The sequence below is a fragment of the Corynebacterium accolens genome, assembly GCF_023520795.1.
Lineage (GTDB): Bacteria > Actinomycetota > Actinomycetes > Mycobacteriales > Mycobacteriaceae > Corynebacterium > Corynebacterium accolens.
The window spans coordinates 1,161,409-1,178,664 of sequence record NZ_CP046605.1; the positions used below are offsets into that span (position 1 = coordinate 1,161,409).

Sequence of the window (17,256 nt, forward strand, 5' to 3'; positions counted from 1 at the left end):
TGCGCATGTCATACCCCAGCACGCTGGACGCTCACGGATTGCGCAATTGGGCGCACCGCGCTGTAGGCGAGCTTTCTCATCGGCGCGCCGAAATCAATGCGCTCAACGTTTTTCCGGTGCCGGATTCTGATACCGGCTCGAATATGGCGCACACCATGGAAGCCGCCGTCGCCGAGGTGGAAAAGGGCGGAGGCGACGTTGCGGCCGCGCTTGCGATGGGGGCCGTGCGCGGGGCGCGGGGAAATTCCGGAATGGTCCTCTCGCAGGTCTTGCGCGGGGTCGCGGAGGCCACCGTGGATTCCACCATCGATGGCGCCATCTTTGCAGCTTCGCTTATGCATGCGGTAGAGCTCGTGGACCACGCGATTGCGGAACCGGTGGAAGGAACGGTTATTACCGTACTGCGATGCGCCGCAGAAACAGCGGAAAGCACCGCGCGGCAACCCGAATCTAGTTTTCACGGCGTCGTAGCGGAGACGATTTCCGCCGCCCAGAAAGCCCTTGCGGAAACGCCCTCGCAGCTGCCAGAACTGCGTGCAGCTGGGGTGGTAGATGCAGGCGGTGCCGGCCTGGTCATCCTTTTAGAAGCCCTCCTCGCAGAAATCGAGGGCACGACTAGCCACGCGCCCGAATCCATGCCGGAGGCCGTCACCGAACTTGAGGTGGTCTTCTTTTTCGAAGGCGATAGCGCAGCATTGAAGGAGAAGATTGCCCCCCTGGGCACGAGCTTGGTCATCGCGCAAGCAAGTGACGATAGCGCTTCGATCCACATCCATTCCACCCAAGCCGGCAAGGTCATCGAAACCGCCATTGCGGCAGGATCGGTCAGTAACCTGCACCTCGAGGCACTTCCGGAATCCTCGGCCCCGCGCGGAGACACTGGCGCCGGTCATACGCGCACCGTCTATGCCGCGGTGCCCGCCGGCCCCATGGCCGAGCTGGTGCAGTCCGCTGGGGTTACGGTGGTCGAACCAGGAGAAACCATCCACGCGCCGGGCGAGGACATCGTTTTATCCAGCGGGCTAGAAGAACACGCAACTGCAGCGCATACCGTGGACATTTCTTCCCTTGCGGCGGGGCTGGCCGCCATCTCCGTCTATGAACCGGATAATGCGGATACCGCCGCGGTCGTAGAATCCATGCGCGATGCTGCGCAGTCGATGCGGGTGGCGCACCCAACAGAAGAAACAGAGGCAGCCATCGCGCAGATGTGCCGCCAGCTGCTTGCCGCAGGCGGAGAACAGGTCACGGTCATTAGCCCACTCAAGATCTCGCAAGAAGCATTGGCGGCAGAGCTCGGCGTCGATGTGGTTGCCTTGCAGGTGCCGGATATTCCCACCGAGATTGGGGTGGAATAGCGATGCTTGGCTGGCAGGATGACCGCCCTTTGACCGATGTACTGGATAAAAAAGACGCTACCAAGATCACCAAGGCGCTGGGATATAAGACCTGCGGGGAACTCTTAGCGCACTATCCGCGCGATTACATTCGCCATAATCAAGACGTGGGGCTTGGCGATGCCGCCGAGGGCGATATCGTCACCATTACCGGAACCGTAACGGGAATAACGACCCGCGATACGGGCAAGACCACCATCATCAACGTCCAGCTCGATGGTCATATTATCGCCACGTTTTTTAATGCCATGTACGTCTTGCGCATGCTCCACCGTGGGCAGCGGGTTATGATGAGCGGAAAATTGAAATATTTCCGCCAGCAGCCCCAGCTACAACAGCCGGATTTCGTAGAAATCGATGCCTTCGGGCGCCCAGACGGGGAACTTGCCGCCTACCAGGCGCCTGCGGCGGGAAAGAAAAAGCCGCAGAAGGCGACCGGGTCCCTGCGCAACCTGTCCCAATTCGGCCGGCTCGATAAATTATTGCTCGAGCGGGAATGGATACCGGTATATCCCGCCACGGCAAAGATCACCTCGTGGTACCTCATGGGAGCCATCCACTACGTGCTCGCGCATACCCCCACCATCCGGGAGCCTTTGGACCAGCAGATGATTATCAGCCTGGATCAAGCGGTGCGTGAAATCCATGAGCCCGGCGCGGCTGGCCCGCAACGCGCGGTTCAGCGCCTCAAGTACAACGAGGCGCTTTCCATTGGGCTGGTCATGGCGCTGCGCCAGCGCGATGCGCATGCGCACACGGCGCCGGCGATGCCCGCTATTTTGGGCGGTTTCCGCGAAGAGTTATTGACCCATCTTCCCTTTGAACTCACGCAAGGCCAGCGCCGGGTCATTACTGAGATTGATGATGACCTGTCCGGTTCCTTACCCATGATGCGTCTGTTGCAGGGCGAGGTGGGCTCGGGAAAAACGATGGTCGCCACCTGCGCCATGCTGCAGGCCATCGATGCCGGAAGCCAGGCGGCGCTGCTTGCTCCCACTGAGGTCTTGGCCTCCCAGCATGCGGCCTCGATTGGTACGTCCGTGCCAGAAGGCGTCAAGGTTGTGCTCTTAACCGGATCCATGCGGACCGCCGAGAAGCGCCAAGCGCTCCTGGATATCGTCTCGGGTGAGGCGAATATCGTCATCGGCACGCATGCCATCATTCAAGAATCGGTTGAGTTCTTCGATTTGGGCTTGGTGATCGTGGATGAGCAGCACCGCTTTGGCGTAGAGCAACGCGATAGCCTGCGCTCTAAGACGCGCGAGGGGATAAGTCCCCACGTCTTGGTCATGACGGCAACCCCCATCCCGCGTACCATCGCCATGACGATTTTCGGCGATCTCGCGGTATCGACGCTCGCCGAGCTACCGGGCGGAAGAAAACCGATCCAGTCCGCCGTGGTGGCGGAGTGGCGGCCCATTTGGGTGGCGCGGGCGCTCGAGCGCATCCGCGAGGAAGTAGCGCATGGCCACCAGGCCTATATCGTCTGCCCGCGCATCGAAGGCGAGGGCGGAGTGCTTGAGCTGGCGGAACAGCTTGCCGCCGGCCCGTTTAAGGGGCTGCGGGTAGATATCTTGCACGGCAAGATGCCGAATAAGGATGAGGTCATGACCTCATTTGCCCGGGGTGAGATCGATATCTTGGTATCTACCACGGTCATCGAGGTGGGCGTCGATGTTCCCAACGCCACGGTCATGCTCATCCGCGAGGCGGAGAATTTCGGCGTCTCCCAGTTGCACCAATTGCGCGGGCGCGTAGGCCGCGGCGGCAATGCGTCCATTTGCCTGTTGCATACGAAAGCGGAGGATAACTCGGCCTCGTATCGGCGCATTACCCAGATTGCCCAGACCTCGTCTGGGTTTGACCTTGCGGAATTAGACCTTCGGCAACGCCACGAGGGCGATATTCTGGGTGCGGTGCAATCTGGTACCCACCGGACGCTGCGGTTGCTCAACCTTGCCGATGACCAAGATATTGTGGAGCGCACTCACGCGGATGCGTACGCCATGGTTCAGCGCAATCCACAGTTGGCCGAAGAGCTGACGCAGAATTTGAGCCAAAGCGAGCAGGAATACTTGGAGAAAAACTAAGAGGGGATAGGCTATAGGTATGAAAATCTACGCCCCCTTCGCGGGCATCGTTCGCTGCCATGTCGATGTAGGTGAGAAAATTAGTACTGGTCAGGAGCTAGCTACCGTTGAGGCGACGAAGCTGGAATCGCCCGTCGTGTCCCCAGGCCCGGGGATGATTACTCGCATAGCGGTGGCGGATTTTAGCGATGTTATTGGCGGAGACTTAATTATGGAGATTGGAGAAGCGTAAATGACGCGGATTATTGCAGGCGAAGCGCGGGGGCGGACTATTAAAGTTCCGGCAGAGGGAACCCGCCCGACCGCCGATCGCGCGAGGGAAGGCCTCTTTTCCTCGTTGAATGCCCGGTGGGGGTTCCCAGGCTCCACGGTGCTTGATCTATTCGCTGGATCCGGCGCCTTGGGGCTGGAAGCATTAAGCCGTGGGGCAGACGAGGCGGTGCTGGTGGAGTCCAACCCTGCGGCGGTGTCCATCATCAAGCACAACATAGGCGTGGTGAAACATCCCGGTGCCCGCGTGGAGGAAAGGAAGGTATCGACGTACCTGGCCAGCGCCCCGCGCGGCTACTTTGATCTGGTTCTAGCGGATCCGCCCTATGCGTTTGACGATGTCCCCGGGCTCATCGCCGCAGTAGAGCCGGTGCTGACGGATAACGCGATGGTGGTCATTGAACGCCACGTTGAATCGCCCGAGACCGACTGGCCAGAAGGATTTGAGCCGACGGGGCAGAAATTAAAGAAGCGTACCTTCGGCATCGCGCGCATGGATATGGCAGTCTATACCCGTCCCGGTACCGACGATACCGATGACACCTTAGATAGCTAGAGAAAGAGATATTTTATGACCACAGCCGTGTGCCCCGGGTCTTTTGACCCCATCACTCTTGGCCACGTCAATATTTTTGAGCGCGCCAGCCAGATGTTTGATGAGGTTACGGTGCTCGTTACTGGCAACCCAGAAAAGCCTTCAGGGTTATTTAGCGTGCACGAGCGCATGGATCTCATCCGCCAGAGCGTGGATTCGCGCATTAACGTGGACTATTGGTCCGGCCTGCTCGTGGACTATACCTCGCAGCACGGAGTAGACGTTTTGGTCAAGGGACTGCGTTCTTCCCTGGATTATGAGTACGAACTGCCGATGGCCCAGATGAACAGGCGTTTGTCCGGCATCGATACGGTCTTTTTGCTTACCGATGAAAAGTACGGCTACATCAGCTCTTCGCTGTGCAAGCAGGTCGCGCAATTCGGCGGCGAGGTCACTGGCATGCTTCCTGATCCGGTAGTACAAGCGGTGAAGGAAAAATACCGCCGATGATTTTGGCGCTGATTATTTTTGCCGTCGTTGTCGCGGGATCCACGCTGCAACGCGTCTCTGGCATGGGACTTGGCCTTATCGGCGGGCCCATTCTCATGCTGGTGATGGGCCCGGTAGAAGGCATCCTGGTGATTAACGTCTTGGCGGCGGTCAATGCGCTGCTGACCACGGTGACTGTCCGCCGCAATGTGAGCTGGAGAATGTTCGGGCTTATCGCGCCCGTGATGATTATCGGTTCTCTGGCGGCCGCGGCGTTGATTAGCAAGATCGATACCGCAGGGCTATTGATAGTGGTGGGTGCAGCACTGCTCATCGCCTTGGCGGTGGTGACCTACGGCGCTAGGTTCGTCCCGCCGATGGAGGGCAAGGGCCCGGCCATCTCCGCGGGCATCCTTGGCGGATTCACTAATACCTTGGCCGGAGTGGCCGGCCCGGTCATTACCGTCTACGCCCAGGCGGCCAAATGGCCCCAAGCCATGTATACGGCGACCCTGCAACCGATCTTTGTGGTGGGCGGGCTCTTTTCCGTTATCACCAAGACCGCGCTCGGCGCCGCGACATTCGATGGCCTGCCCTGGGTTATTTGGCCCGCAGGCATTGCCGGCATGTTCATCGGCATCTGGCTGGGCTCGCGCATCGCGCATATCGTGTCCAGGGATATCGCGCGCGCACTGTCGCTATCGGTAGCTAGCCTCGGCGCTCTCAGTGCGCTGATTCGCGGCGTCGTCACCTACGGAGCCTAGGGCGCGGCTGGCACCGCGCGAGGCCTACCTAAAGAAGCGAGGACAAGAACTCCTTGGTGCGCGGTTGCTGTGGGTTGTCGAGCACTTCAACCGGGGTACCGGATTCGAGGACTACGCCGCCGTCCATGAAGAAAATTTTATCCGCCACCTCGCGCGCAAAGCCCATCTCGTGGGTCACCACGAGCATGGTCATGCCCTGGGCCGCGAGATCCTTCATCACGCGGAGGACCTCGCCGACGAGCTCGGGATCCAGGGCGGAAGTAGGTTCATCGAAAAGCATGAGCTTTGGATCCATCGCCACGGCGCGAGCGATGGCAACGCGCTGCTGCTGGCCACCAGAAAGCTGGACTGGGTAGTTATCGGCCTTCGCCGCCAGTCCCACCTCATCTAACAGCTCCATGGCACGCTTCCGGGCCTTATCCTCTGGCACCTTCTTGACCTGCATCGGTGCTTCAATGATGTTTTCTACCACCGTGCGGTGGGGGAAGAGGTTAAAAGACTGGAATACCATGCCAATATCGGAGCGCTGCTGCGCAGCCTGCTTTTCACTGATTTCGTAGAGGATTCCATTCTTTTCGCGGTAACCAATGAGCTCACCGTCGACATAAAGCCGGCCCGCCGTGGCTTTATCCAGGTGGTTAACGCAGCGCAGGAAGGTCGACTTACCTGAACCGGAAGGGCCTAAAAGGCAGGCTACCTCGCCGGGTTGGACCTCTAAGTCGATGCCCTTGAGCACCTCGAATTGCCCGAAGGATTTGTGCACATTCTGTGCGGAGATCATGGGAGTAGTCATTATTTTTTACCCTCCTGGATTACAGAGACGTTGCGGGGGATAGTACCTTCGGCATCGGCAAGCGCGGCAAGTTGGCGCCCAGTGAGCTCGCGGGTGGCGCCGCGCTCAAAGTGGCGCTCGAGGAAGTACTGGCCCACCATGAGCAGGGAAGTAATGACCAAGTACCACGAGGCGGCGACCATCAAGAGCGGAATGGGCTGGAAGAGGGCTGCAGAAATATCGGTGGCGCGGCCGAAGATCTCGTGGGTATAGGGGATGGCCACCACCAGTGACGAGGTCTTGAGCAGGGAAATGAACTCATTGCCTGTCGGCGGGATGATAATGCGCATCGCCTGCGGCAATACGGTGCGCCGCATGGTCATCCACCAAGACATGCCGAGGGCTTTGGAGGCTTCCTTTTGGCCTTCTGGCACCGAGGAAATGCCCGAGCGCACGATTTCGGCCATATAGGCGGCCTCATTGAGGCCCAAGCCCATGACCGCCAAGAAGAAGGCATTGGTCAACACACTTTGCAGGGAGACCTCTGCAAAGCCCAAGTTGATGGATTGATAAATCGCAGATAGCAAGCCCCAGAAAACCAGCTGGACATAAATCGGCGTGCCGCGAAAGATCCACAGGAAGATCCAGGAAATGGCGCGCAGGATGGGATTGGGCGACATGCGCATCACGGCGAGGATGGCGCCGCCTACCACGCCAATGATCATGGACAAGATGGTGATTGCAATCGTGTGCAGAGAGGCGATGGCGATGCGCTGGTCAAAGAGATACTGGAAGTACGTATCCCACCCAAAGGCCTCATTGCGCGCGGAGGCAATGACAAACCACAGACCAAGAATGAGCAGCACGACCGCGCAGAGCCACCGCCAAGGGTGGCGCAGTGGCCGGGCTTCAATCTTGGCGGGTGCTTCCTGGTGCGCAGTCGCGCTGGCTTCCTCTTTGTGCTCGTTAACCATTGATGGGCCTTTCATTAATCATCGCCTGGTCTACTAATCCATCTTCAATTCCCCAGCGGGCCAAGATCTCCGCGTACTCACCGGTATCAATGAGGTGTTGGAGGGCAGCGGCTGAGGCCTTAGCCAAGTCCGAGTCCTTCGGGACTGCGAAGCCGTAAGGGGAGGCCTGGAACATATCGCCGACAGCGCGCATCTTCCCCTCGGAGCGATTGACCGCCCAAGCGGTCACCGGCGAGTCTGCGGATAAAGCATCGGCGCGGCCCATCAGGACGGCGAGCGCGGCGTTATCCCCAGTGTCATAGGACAAGACGGTGAGATCGCCATCGCAGGCTTCTTGCTTGGGGCGCACATCATCGGTCTCTGACACGGTGGTGCGCTGCACGGCGACGGTCAGACCGCAAGGGTTTTGGGGATCGACCTTATTGGGGCCATCGACAAGCTCTGCCCACTGGATGCCTGCATAGAGGTGGTCCACGAAGTCGAACTCATCGCGGCGATCGGCCGTATCCGTAAACCCGGAGGCGCCCATGTCTATCTGGCCGGACTGTACCGCCGGCAAGATCATGGAGAAGTCTTGCTCCAGCGCCTGGAATTTCAGGCCCAGCACCCCGGCTACGGCGCGGGCGAGGTCGAGCTCTACGCCCTGCAGATTGCCGTGGGAGTCCTTGAGCTGAAACGGGGCATAGGGCGGGTTCGTTCCTGCCGTGAGCACGCCGTCATCGTCGTGGTACATCGCGGCGATCTCTGGAACCTCGCCGGTCTGTGGCTCCTCCCAGCCCTCTGGAGTCGAATCCTCCTCGTTGACCACGCATGCGCTCAAGGGGAGTGCGCACGCCATGATGGCGGCCGTTAGTGGTCGATGATTAATCGCCCAGGGCATTAATATTCCGCCGTCCTTTCATCGATGGCTTGCGCGTTCCTGCGGTCTACGTAGATGAAGATGGACACGATAATGGCACCGAGAATGAAGTATCCGATGATGGCACCCGAAGAAGCGTCCTGGTCTGCACCCCAGGGCCACAGGGCGCGCAGGGATCCCAGCATGAAGCCCGCCATGGCGGCCAGGGTGGGAGCGCGGTGGGTACTCAGCAAATAGTTGAGCAATTTGATGAAGGCGGCGAGCCCGCACAGGGCACCCAGTGCAAAGACGCCCATGGTGCCTAACTCACGGTCCGATACCGCGCCGATGATCGGCTGGTAAAGCCCCATAGTCAGCAAGATGAGCGAGCCGGAAATACCCGGCAGAATTAGCGCGCATACAGCAATCGCTGCGGCAAAGAAGACCACGATAAGGCTCGGGTCATCGTGTGGCGCTGAGGTAAAGCCCGTGACGATAAAAATCACGACGGCAGCAGCGATAAACGCGATGATGGAGGAGGGGGCGGTGCGCTCCGCCTTAGGCAACATGGAAAGCGGAACGATGATGGAGATGACCACCATGCCTAAAAAGAGCGCGCTGGAGGCAGAGACGTTGTTGTCGACGAAGTTGGACAGGAGCGTGGAAAAGCCGAAAACGGCGATGAGCATGCCGACGGCGACGGAGCCCAGAAAGGACCACTCGACCTTTTTAAAGTTGCCGGAGATGAGGTCATTGGCATTGCGGACGGCGCGCTCATAAATCCCCACGATGAGGGCGACGGTTCCGCCGGAGATGCCGGGAACTAGCTCGGCCATACCGATGAGGGCGCCACGAACGGCGTTCAAAATAAAGTGCATAAATTAAAAATCTACCTGGGTATAAGACATGACTGCGGTTGACGGGCCACTCGGGGTGTCAAAAACTCGTTGCTCAGAACCGAACCGTGGGGCGACGCTGCGCCCGAGGTGGCCTAATCCTGCATATCTTTCATTACTTTAACGGTTATCTACCCTATATGAGATGGGCGTGTGCTTAAAGTCTCGAGGTAAGAGGGTATTATTTTGCAGCATTCATGGTTCTCGGGCGTTGTGTAAATATGCAATTCGCGGAAGGATATACGCTGAATCGAGGCCGCAGTAAGAGAAAGAAAGTGGCATGACGAAACCGGCCTAAACGACAGAATGTGTTGGTGAAGTTATATGATTAGCACGTCTGGCCTGCTGGTATTAGGACTATTTCACTTATCCGGAGGGATAACGCAGCCTCGGACCTGATATACCGCCGGGGGCATGCTGATGTGCTAAGCGCTGAGGTTCACGATGAATGGATGAGTAAGAATCATCCTCGATGCCCCGTCTGTAGCGAGGTGTGCACCAAAATACGGGACTACAAGCACCAATCCGCCAGCGAAGGCGATGGAACGCCTGTAAAGCCACTGTCACTCGCGCTAGAGGCCGACCCAGGAAAGTGGACGCATCAGGGCGCAGACCCACGAGCCAAAGCACACACCCTAGCCAACCAAGAAACACAAGCCACCATCGGCCGTGAATACGGCCGACCAGCAACTTTCGACAGTGCCTACAACCACTCTATGGGAAAACGCAAAGGCCACATGCCCTAAACCACGCAGTCCACCAACACAAAATGTCGTTTACCCCGACACGCCGGAAAACAACACATTTTGTCGTTTAACCCACGAAACCCCGCTTCCTTCATGGATATGTATCCGGAAAGAAGCGGGGTTGTACTGTGCCCCTGGTGAGACTCGAACTCACACTGGACGGGTTTTGAATCCGTTGCCTCTGCCAATTGGGCTACAGGGGCAATCAAAAGCGAGCGCCTTTGACTGTTGGAAATACTAGCGCAGGGGTTGGCGCAATTCCTAATTGGGGTTCCCGTCCGGTAAAAAGGCCAGCTCAAGGCGGTGAAGCTGGGTGGGGTGTCGCCGTGTCCACGGTGTTGCCTAGTATGGGGCAGGTGACTTCCAATAAGACCCGCCTTTTGCTCATTGACGGCCATTCGATGGCATTTCGTGCCTTTTATGCCCTGCCGGTGGAAAACTTTTCTACCTCCGGCGGCCAGCACACCAACGCCGTGTATGGCTTTTTATCCATGCTGTCCAATATTGTCTCTGAGGAAAGGCCGGATGCTATCGCGGTTGCCTTTGACGTTGGCCGGAAGACTTTCCGCACGGAGATGTTCCCGGATTATAAGGCGCAGCGCGAGGCCGCGCCGGAAGAATTTAAGGGCCAAGTAGACATCATTCGCGATACCTTGGAGACCTTGGGTATTACGACGCTCTCGCGCGAAAATTACGAGGCCGACGATATTTTGGCCACCCTAGCAACCCAGGCGCAGGACTACGAGACGCTGATTGTCACCGGTGACCGCGATTATCTGCAGCTGGTTACGGATTCGACCACGGTGCTCTATCCCATGAAAGGCGTATCCACGCTGCACCGGTTTACCCCAGAAGCCGTCGAGGATAAATACGGGCTGACCCCCGCGCAGTATCCCGACTTTGCTGCCTTGCGCGGCGATCCTTCCGATAACCTCCCCGGCATTCCCAAGGTGGGAGAAAAGACCGCCACCAAGTGGATAGTCAAGTATGGAGACTTGGCTTCGCTGGTAGAGCACGCCGAAGAAATCAATGGCGTGGTGGGAAATAACTTCCGCGAACGCATCGAGCAGGTGCAGATGAACCGGAAGCTCACCCAGATGATTACAGATATGGACTTAGACGTCGGCCCGGATGATCTGGCATTCAGGGAAGTCAAGGTTGCCGATGTTGCTGCGAAGTTCGATGAGCTAGAGTTTGGCACCAACCTGCGCGATCGTGTCTTAGCGGCCATTCCCAACGATGGCGCTGAGGCCGCTGAGCAAGTTGCGGATTCCCCAGATGTCGAGCTCACCATCGATGACGCCTCCCTGAGCGAATGGTTACCTAACCGCGAGCACGTAGCCGTGTATGTGCAAGGTGAGGGTACCCCGGGCCAAGGCGATGCCTCTGCCATCGCTTTTGTGGACCGCAACCACCACGGCTTGCAGGTAGAACTCGGGGAGCTTTCCGCCGATGAGGAAAAGGTCTTGGTCCAGTGGCTAGAATCGCCGGCCCCTAAGTATTTCCACGCCGCGAAGGCCGCGTTCCACATGCTGGCAGGGCGCGGCATTGAGCTCGACGGGCTTGCGCACGATACGGCCTTGGCGGCGTATATCCTGCGCCCAGGCCAGCGCACCTACGAGCTTTCCGATGTCTACCAGCGCCACCTTCAAAAGTCCCTCGGCGCCGCCACGGAGCAGATGTCGTTGCTCGATAGTTCCTCCCTGGTGGATCAGGCGGCGGCAATCATGGAGCTGGCGGAAAAACTCACCGCGGAGCTGCAGGACATCGACTCTTTCGAGTTGTACACCGACCTGGAACTGCCGCTGGTGACCATCCTGGCGCGCATGGAGGCTACGGGTATCGCGGTCGATGTAGATATTTTGGAAACCCAAAAGGATGCCTTTGTGGAGCAGGTCGCGGAACAGGAACGCTCCGCGCGCGAGCTTGCTGGCGATGAAAAGCTCAACCTAAATTCTCCTAAGCAGCTGCAAAAGGTGCTTTTTGAGACCTTTGATATGCCCAAGACGAAAAAGACGAAAACGGGCTATTCCACGGCCGCGAAGGAAATCGAGCAGCTGGCTATCAAGCACCCGCACCCGTTCTTGGATCACCTTTTGGCTCACCGCGAGTACCAAAAGATGAAGACCACGTTGGAGGGCCTCATCAAGACCGTCCAACCGGATGGCCGCATCCACACCACCTTTAATCAGACGGTGACCTCGACGGGGCGTTTGTCTTCGACGGAACCCAATCTGCAAAACATCCCGGTGCGCACTGAGGCCGGTCGCCAGATTCGCTCGGCGTTTATCGTAGGCGAGGGATTTGAGCAGCTAATGACCGCGGACTACTCGCAGATTGAAATGCGCGTTATGGCGCACCTGTCTGCCGATCCCGGGCTGATTGAGGCCTACAAGGCCGGCGAAGATCTGCACAATTTCGTTGGTTCTAGGGTCTTCGATGTGCCCGTGGATCAGGTGACTCCTGAGCTGCGCCGCCGAGTAAAGGCCATGTCCTATGGCCTTGTCTATGGCCTGTCCGCGTTTGGACTTTCGCAGCAGCTGGGAATCCCTGCCGGTGAAGCCAAGTCCATCATGGAAAGCTACTTTGAGCGCTTTGGCGGTGTGAAGAAGTATCTGGATGATGTCGTGGAGCAAGCCCGCAAGGATGGTTATACGGCCACGCTCTTTGGCCGCCGCCGCTACCTGCCAGAGCTCAACTCCGATAACCGGCTGGCCCGTGAAAACGCGGAACGCGCTGCTCTCAATGCGCCGATCCAGGGAACGGCCGCGGATATCATCAAGGTCGCGATGATTCGCGTGGACCGTGCGTTGCGCGATATGAAATCACGTGTTTTGCTCCAGGTCCACGATGAATTGGTGGTGGAAGTCGCCCCCGGCGAGGCCGATCAAGTCCGCGAGATTCTTGAGCGCGAGATGGATTCTGCCATCGAGCTGAACGTGCCACTCGAAGTCTCTGCCGGCGCCGGCACGGATTGGGACGCCGCGGCCCACTAGTTCGATGATGACGCTTAACCGGCGCGAACGCGCCCGCATGCGCTTGGCCGCCCAGGGGCTTACGGCCCAGCGCTGGCGCACCGCTGCGGAGGCGGTTCGCGCCTTTGGCGTTACGCAAGGCCAGGACCTGCATTCGGTGCGCCGGTCCTTGGCGCTGCGCGCAACGGATGAATCGGATAAGTCCGAGATCGTGCGCGGCTATGCGATGCGCAATACGCTGTTCGCCGCCTCCGTCAAGGATATGGGCTGGATAACCGAGCTATGCGCGAAGCCTCGAAAAGGCGATGCAGCGGTACGGGAAGCCGTGCTGCAGCTTATCGATGCCCCATTAACGCGCGCAGAATTGAAAGCACGCGCCGCCCGGGTCTTGCCCGAGCTATCTTTCTGGCACGTGGTACGCATCGCCATGGAAAGCGGGCATGCGTGTTATGTAGGCGAAGAGCAGCTCATTACTCCGGTGGAGTTAGACGGCCTGGAGGCCCTCTTTAACGGCGACTCGGTGGCCGCCACGACGGAATTGATGACGCGCTATTTTCGCGCCCATGGTCCGGCGACGCTGCAAGACTTTGCGTGGTGGTCCAAGCTGCCCCAAAAGCTCATTCGTCCCGCAGCGGAGAATTTGCCGGATGACCTCATCCGGATAGGTAGGGAAGGCGAGGAGCTGGTCTCTACAGAGGTGCTGGAGCTGCCAGAGGTGAGAAGGAAGAAATCGGTGCTGCTATTGGGCGCCTTTGATGAATACATTTTGGGCTACCAAGATCGACTTTTTGCCATGTCAGCGGATATGCACCACGCGCTCGTTCCCGGGAACCAGGGCATTTTCCGCCGCGCCATCGTTATTGACGGCCAAGTGCGCGGCATGTGGAATAAGCAGGGGATTGAGGACTGGGGTATTCCCGCCTACGCGTCACGCCGCGTGGAACGGCAGTGGAAAGACTGCTGAGAAGTGCGTGAAGCAGATGAGGATTTTAAAGTAGTTCCATGGAGTTTCTCGGAAAACGTATTACCTGGAAGTCCCATCCCTACGTCTTGCGCTTTTTTGAGACTACGTGGGCAGTCATGGTCGCATACCCGGCGGGACAAATTGCTGAGAGCGGTTTAAAAGAAGCAGTAAGCAGCGATAAATCTTACTTCATTTTCTATGCGGTTATAACTTTTGGGTTTTTCCTTTCTGCTGGCAACGCCGCCAGAGAAGGCGAGAACCCGTGGCGCTACCGAATACAGGCGGCCGGTGTAATGATCGCGGTAACTGTCATTGCCGTGGCCTTCCCGTATTCGTGGGTATTTGCGCTCATTACTATTGCTGCCGTGGTGTACTACCTCTGGCCGCGCATCGCGGTGGAATCCTCCTGAGGTCGCTTTTCCACTAGGCAACCGGCCAAGAGGTCAAAGGGTGTTTGGCCGATGGCTAAAACCGAAAGGCCTAAAATCGCAAGGATAATGCCGTCGATGTTCCAGCCGGTAAGCGTCAGGGGCGTGAGCAGCAGCCACGAATTGCGCAGGCACGCGGTGACAAACGGCGAGCGGGCCGGGATGATTTCGAGCTGCATCGACCATTTGCCCAGGGACGTAGACTTTTTCGTTTCCACCCACACGCGGTAGATATAGAAGACCACGGCGAGAGCGACCGCCTCGTAGATCTCTTCGGGGCGGCCGGATAAGGGGGTACCGGCAAGAGCATTAATCACCCACCGCACCACGGTGACGATGGCGGCCACGAGAAAGGCGTCGATCCACCACGCCACGGCGCGGCGCAGGGCAATTCCTAGTCTTTCGGCAATCATGTTCTCTACGTTAGCTGTATGCGCGGCAGATGAAAATCATGCTGCCTGGGAAAACTTCCCCGCGCTGCGGGGACCACTGGCCCCACGTGATGTCTAAGCCTTCGGGCCATTCCGGTTCAATGATGTCCTCGATCAGAAATGGTCCGCGACATTGGAGCGCGCGGAACCAATCGCTGATGGTGCGGTGAAATTCGGCGTAGGTGAGCGTCCCGGCGGAATCGTGTTCCAGATAGGCGCGGTCGAAGTAACTTATCTCAGCGGTGAGGCTGGTGGGATCATCGGGGAAGATCCAGCGCATTGGGTGGGTCACGGAGAATACGAAGCGCCCACTTGGGCGCACAACGCGGGCAACTTCCGCGAGCGCGGCATCGAGATCGGCGAGGAAGGGGAATGCGCCGAATGCAGAGAATGCCACGTCAAAGGAGTCGGTGGCGTAGGGCAGTGCCAGCGCATCGGCTTGGATGAGCGCCAACCCGGGATCTGCGTGGGCGAGCATTCCGCGGGAAATATCGCAGCCGGTGGCAAAGCGGGCGCGGGTGCTGAGCCACTGGGTGCAGGCGGCAGAACCGCAGCCGATTTCGAGGACGGCGGCAGAGGAGACATCGCCAAGCAGCTGCGCATCGGCCTCGTGCAGCATCTCTGGGCACCAATAAAAAGAGGAAAGGTACTCGGGGTGCTCGGCATGGTAGTTGGCCGCATCACCGTCCCAGTGGGATTGATTGGCGTGAGAAGGCGAAGTCACTGGGGTGGGTTACCTTTCTGGTTGGCGTCCAATATTTGCCGTATAAGCTGGACAGATGTAGGCTTTTACAAGCATGTCTATGCCACGGGTTGTTGCAGGCTATTGTAGGAAAGCTTGGGGCAATCACGCGGCGGGATCGAATGTGGCCTCTATCTCCTGTATTTGTGCAGCGCAGATGGGCTTTTAATTCGAGAGACACGCAGTTGTCCACGAACGATTTCCTACATTTATTCGGAGCATTTTTACAATATGCCATCTTCTACTACCCCTCAGGTTGCGATCAACGATATCGGAACCGCAGAGGACTTCCTCGCAGCTGTAGACGCCACCATCAAGTACTTCAACGATGGTGACATTGTCGGGGGTACCGTCGTCAAGGTTGACCACGACGAGGTACTGCTGGACATCGGATACAAGACCGAAGGTGTTATCCCTTCCCGCGAGCTGTCCATCAAGCACGACGTCAACCCCGACGAAGTTGTCGAGGTCGGCGATGAGGTTGACGCGCTTGTCCTGACTAAGGAGGACAAGGAAGGCCGCCTGATCCTGTCCAAGAAGCGCGCACAGTACGAGCGCGCTTGGGGCGCCATCGAGGAGCTGCAGGCCAAGGAAGAGCCGGTTACCGGTACCGTCATCGAGGTCGTCAAGGGCGGCCTCATCCTGGACATCGGCCTGCGCGGCTTCCTGCCTGCTTCCCTCGTTGAGATGCGTCGCGTCCGCGACCTGGAGCCCTACATTGGCCAGGAGCTGGAAGCTAAGATCATCGAGCTGGACAAGCAGCGCAACAACGTTGTCCTGTCCCGCCGTGCATACCTGGAGCAGACCCAGTCCGAGGTCCGTTCCGAATTCCTGCACCAGCTGCAGAAGGGTCAGGTCCGCAAGGGCGTTGTCTCTTCCATCGTCAACTTCGGCGCCTTCGTCGATCTTGGCGGCGTCGACGGCCTGGTTCACGTGTCCGAGCTTTCCTGGAAGCACATCGACCACCCATCTGAGGTTGTCACCGTTGGTGACGAGGTAACCGTTGAGGTTCTGGACGTTGATCTGGACCGCGAGCGCGTTTCCCTGTCCCTGAAGGCAACCCAGGAAGACCCATGGCGCGTCTTCGCCCGCACCCACGCTGTGGGCCAGATCGTTCCGGGCAAGGTCACCAAGCTCGTTCCGTTCGGTGCGTTCGTTCGCGTCGAGGAAGGCATCGAGGGCCTGGTTCACATCTCCGAGCTGGCTCAGCGCCACGTCGAGGTTCCGGACCAGGTTGTCACCGTTGGCCAGGAAGTTATGGTCAAGGTCATCGACATCGACCTCGAGCGTCGTCGTATCTCCTTGTCCGTCAAGCAGGCTGACGAGGACTACTCCGAAGAGTTCGATCCGTCCAAGTACGGCATGGCTGACTCCTACGACGAGCAGGGCAACTACGTGTTCCCAGAAGGCTTCGACCCGGACACCAACGAGTGGAAGGAAGGCTTCGACGAGCAGCGTCAGGCTTGGGAGGCACGCTACGCAGAGTCCGAGCGCCGCTTCAACCTGCACACCGCTCAGATCGAGCGCAACCGCGCTGCCGCCGCAGAGGCTGCAGAGTCCGCTGAAGCATCCTCCAACTACTCTTCTGACTCCACCGATGCAGCTCCGGCATCGGAGACTCAGGCAGAGTCCGGCGGATCCTTGGCTTCTGACGAGCAGCTCGCCGCACTGCGCGACAAGCTCGCCGGCAACTAAGACGCCTTTGGAGCTTAAGGTGAGATAGTCCCTAACTCCACGCAGCTGCACTAGCCGCGTCCTTCTCCTTCGGGGAGGCAGGACGCGGCTTTGTGACTTTTATGACAGTATATGCAAACGATTGCCCGGTATTTTTCGTTTGCGGGTTCTTGACCTGCGGCAAAGCAATGGCGCCTGCAAAAAAGACAACTATCCCCACTTAAGACCACTAAATTGGGCTTTTGTTTGTGTTGCCTCTCACTTATAATCC

At 58.4% G+C, this 17,256-nt stretch carries 16 protein-coding genes, 1 tRNA gene and 1 pseudogene; 11 read left to right on the forward strand and 7 right to left on the reverse strand.

Going from position 1 to position 17,256, the window contains the following annotated elements; genetic code table 11:
* The first annotated feature begins 5 nt into the window (after positions 1–5).
* Genes CACC_RS05575 through CACC_RS05600 form a run of 6 tightly spaced genes read left to right on the forward strand, consistent with a single transcriptional unit; the run spans position 6 to position 5,545 of the window.
* Positions 6–1,358 (forward strand): DAK2 domain-containing protein, encoded by a 1,353-nt coding sequence (locus CACC_RS05575; RefSeq protein ID WP_005280296.1) that lies wholly within the window; start codon positions 6–8, stop codon positions 1,356–1,358.
* Positions 1,359–1,360: 2 nt separating this feature from the next.
* Positions 1,361–3,487 (forward strand): ATP-dependent DNA helicase RecG, encoded by a 2,127-nt coding sequence (locus CACC_RS05580; protein ID WP_005280297.1) that lies wholly within the window; start codon positions 1,361–1,363, stop codon positions 3,485–3,487.
* A 19-nt stretch (positions 3,488–3,506) separates the two neighbouring features.
* Positions 3,507–3,719: a biotin/lipoyl-containing protein gene (locus CACC_RS05585; protein ID WP_005280298.1), complete on the forward strand. Its 213-nt coding sequence runs from the start codon at positions 3,507–3,509 to the stop codon at positions 3,717–3,719.
* Positions 3,720–4,313 (forward strand): 16S rRNA (guanine(966)-N(2))-methyltransferase RsmD, encoded by a 594-nt coding sequence (gene rsmD / locus CACC_RS05590; RefSeq protein WP_005280299.1) that lies wholly within the window; start codon positions 3,720–3,722, stop codon positions 4,311–4,313.
* Positions 4,314–4,328: 15 nt separating this feature from the next.
* Positions 4,329–4,802: a pantetheine-phosphate adenylyltransferase gene (gene coaD / locus CACC_RS05595; protein ID WP_005280301.1), complete on the forward strand. Its 474-nt coding sequence runs from the start codon at positions 4,329–4,331 to the stop codon at positions 4,800–4,802.
* Positions 4,799–5,545: a sulfite exporter TauE/SafE family protein gene (locus tag CACC_RS05600; protein ID WP_005280302.1), complete on the forward strand. Its 747-nt coding sequence runs from the start codon at positions 4,799–4,801 to the stop codon at positions 5,543–5,545. The genes coaD and CACC_RS05600 overlap by 4 nt, the downstream gene beginning before the upstream one ends.
* Before the next feature lie 28 nt (positions 5,546–5,573).
* On the opposite strand, the gene CACC_RS05605 is transcribed toward CACC_RS05600, so the two are convergent.
* From CACC_RS05605 to CACC_RS05620, 4 genes are read right to left on the reverse strand one after another with little or no spacing between them, the layout of a single operon-like run.
* The gene (locus CACC_RS05605) at positions 5,574–6,338 is read right to left on the reverse strand and encodes an amino acid ABC transporter ATP-binding protein (RefSeq protein ID WP_005280303.1); all 765 of its coding nucleotides are present in this window, start codon (positions 6,336–6,338) and stop codon (positions 5,574–5,576) included.
* The gene (locus CACC_RS05610) at positions 6,338–7,291 is read right to left on the reverse strand and encodes an amino acid ABC transporter permease (protein ID WP_005280304.1); all 954 of its coding nucleotides are present in this window, start codon (positions 7,289–7,291) and stop codon (positions 6,338–6,340) included. Before CACC_RS05610 ends, CACC_RS05605 begins: the two co-directional genes overlap by 1 nt.
* Positions 7,284–8,171: an ABC transporter substrate-binding protein gene (locus CACC_RS05615; protein ID WP_005280305.1), complete on the reverse strand. Its 888-nt coding sequence runs from the start codon at positions 8,169–8,171 to the stop codon at positions 7,284–7,286. The genes CACC_RS05610 and CACC_RS05615 overlap by 8 nt, the downstream gene beginning before the upstream one ends.
* Complete coding sequence (locus CACC_RS05620) at positions 8,171–9,007, reverse strand: DUF368 domain-containing protein (RefSeq protein WP_005280306.1); 837 nt, start codon at positions 9,005–9,007, stop codon at positions 8,171–8,173. The genes CACC_RS05615 and CACC_RS05620 overlap by 1 nt, the downstream gene beginning before the upstream one ends.
* A 629-nt stretch (positions 9,008–9,636) precedes the next feature.
* Here CACC_RS05620 and CACC_RS11750 point away from each other — a divergent pair.
* Positions 9,637–9,771: pseudogene (locus tag CACC_RS11750) on the forward strand (IS1249 family transposase); the annotation flags it as partial.
* Positions 9,772–9,900: 129 nt separating this feature from the next.
* On the opposite strand, the gene CACC_RS05625 reads toward CACC_RS11750, so the two are convergent.
* Positions 9,901–9,974: transfer RNA gene (locus CACC_RS05625), tRNA-Leu, on the reverse strand.
* Positions 9,975–10,118: 144 nt separating this feature from the next.
* On the opposite strand from CACC_RS05625, the gene polA reads away from it, so the two are divergent.
* Genes polA through CACC_RS05640 form a run of 3 tightly spaced genes read left to right on the forward strand, consistent with a single transcriptional unit; the run spans position 10,119 to position 14,120 of the window.
* Complete coding sequence (gene polA, locus CACC_RS05630) at positions 10,119–12,767, forward strand: DNA polymerase I (protein ID WP_005280307.1); 2,649 nt, start codon at positions 10,119–10,121, stop codon at positions 12,765–12,767.
* 4 nt (positions 12,768–12,771) lie between these two features.
* A complete protein-coding gene (locus tag CACC_RS05635) occupies positions 12,772–13,710 on the forward strand; it encodes a DNA glycosylase AlkZ-like family protein (protein ID WP_005280308.1) in 939 nt (312 codons plus the stop codon).
* Between the two features lie 38 nt (positions 13,711–13,748).
* Positions 13,749–14,120, forward strand: a complete 372-nt coding sequence (locus CACC_RS05640; RefSeq protein WP_005280309.1) for a hypothetical protein — start codon at positions 13,749–13,751, stop codon at positions 14,118–14,120.
* Here CACC_RS05640 and CACC_RS05645 read toward each other — a convergent pair.
* Together CACC_RS05645 and CACC_RS05650 are read right to left on the reverse strand one after the other, a co-directional pair.
* Entirely contained in the window at positions 14,084–14,551 is a 468-nt protein-coding gene (locus tag CACC_RS05645; protein ID WP_005280310.1) for an RDD family protein, read from the reverse strand. The genes CACC_RS05640 and CACC_RS05645 overlap by 37 nt on opposite strands.
* A gap of 10 nt (positions 14,552–14,561) precedes the next feature.
* A complete protein-coding gene (locus CACC_RS05650) occupies positions 14,562–15,293 on the reverse strand; it encodes a class I SAM-dependent methyltransferase (RefSeq protein ID WP_005280311.1) in 732 nt (243 codons plus the stop codon).
* A gap of 249 nt (positions 15,294–15,542) precedes the next feature.
* Here CACC_RS05650 and rpsA point away from each other — a divergent pair, with 249 nt between their 5' ends.
* The gene (rpsA, locus tag CACC_RS05655; RefSeq protein WP_005280312.1) at positions 15,543–17,006 is read left to right on the forward strand and encodes a 30S ribosomal protein S1; all 1,464 of its coding nucleotides are present in this window, start codon (positions 15,543–15,545) and stop codon (positions 17,004–17,006) included.
* Positions 17,007–17,256: the final 250 nt, after the last annotated feature.

Coding starts and splice junctions, on each gene's coding strand:
- CACC_RS05575 (WP_005280296.1), top strand. CDS start 6: ATGTCATACCCCAGCACGCTGGACGCTCACGGATTGCGCAATTGGGCG.
- CACC_RS05580 (WP_005280297.1), top strand. CDS start 1,361: ATGCTTGGCTGGCAGGATGACCGCCCTTTGACCGATGTACTGGATAAA.
- CACC_RS05585 (WP_005280298.1), top strand. CDS start 3,507: ATGAAAATCTACGCCCCCTTCGCGGGCATCGTTCGCTGCCATGTCGAT.
- rsmD (WP_005280299.1), top strand. CDS start 3,720: ATGACGCGGATTATTGCAGGCGAAGCGCGGGGGCGGACTATTAAAGTT.
- coaD (WP_005280301.1), top strand. CDS start 4,329: ATGACCACAGCCGTGTGCCCCGGGTCTTTTGACCCCATCACTCTTGGC.
- CACC_RS05600 (WP_005280302.1), top strand. CDS start 4,799: ATGATTTTGGCGCTGATTATTTTTGCCGTCGTTGTCGCGGGATCCACG.
- CACC_RS05605 (WP_005280303.1), bottom strand. CDS start 6,338: ATGACTACTCCCATGATCTCCGCACAGAATGTGCACAAATCCTTCGGG.
- CACC_RS05610 (WP_005280304.1), bottom strand. CDS start 7,291: ATGGTTAACGAGCACAAAGAGGAAGCCAGCGCGACTGCGCACCAGGAA.
- CACC_RS05615 (WP_005280305.1), bottom strand. CDS start 8,171: ATGCCCTGGGCGATTAATCATCGACCACTAACGGCCGCCATCATGGCG.
- CACC_RS05620 (WP_005280306.1), bottom strand. CDS start 9,007: ATGCACTTTATTTTGAACGCCGTTCGTGGCGCCCTCATCGGTATGGCC.
- polA (WP_005280307.1), top strand. CDS start 10,119: ATGGGGCAGGTGACTTCCAATAAGACCCGCCTTTTGCTCATTGACGGC.
- CACC_RS05635 (WP_005280308.1), top strand. CDS start 12,772: ATGATGACGCTTAACCGGCGCGAACGCGCCCGCATGCGCTTGGCCGCC.
- CACC_RS05640 (WP_005280309.1), top strand. CDS start 13,749: ATGGAGTTTCTCGGAAAACGTATTACCTGGAAGTCCCATCCCTACGTC.
- CACC_RS05645 (WP_005280310.1), bottom strand. CDS start 14,551: ATGATTGCCGAAAGACTAGGAATTGCCCTGCGCCGCGCCGTGGCGTGG.
- rpsA (WP_005280312.1), top strand. CDS start 15,543: ATGCCATCTTCTACTACCCCTCAGGTTGCGATCAACGATATCGGAACC.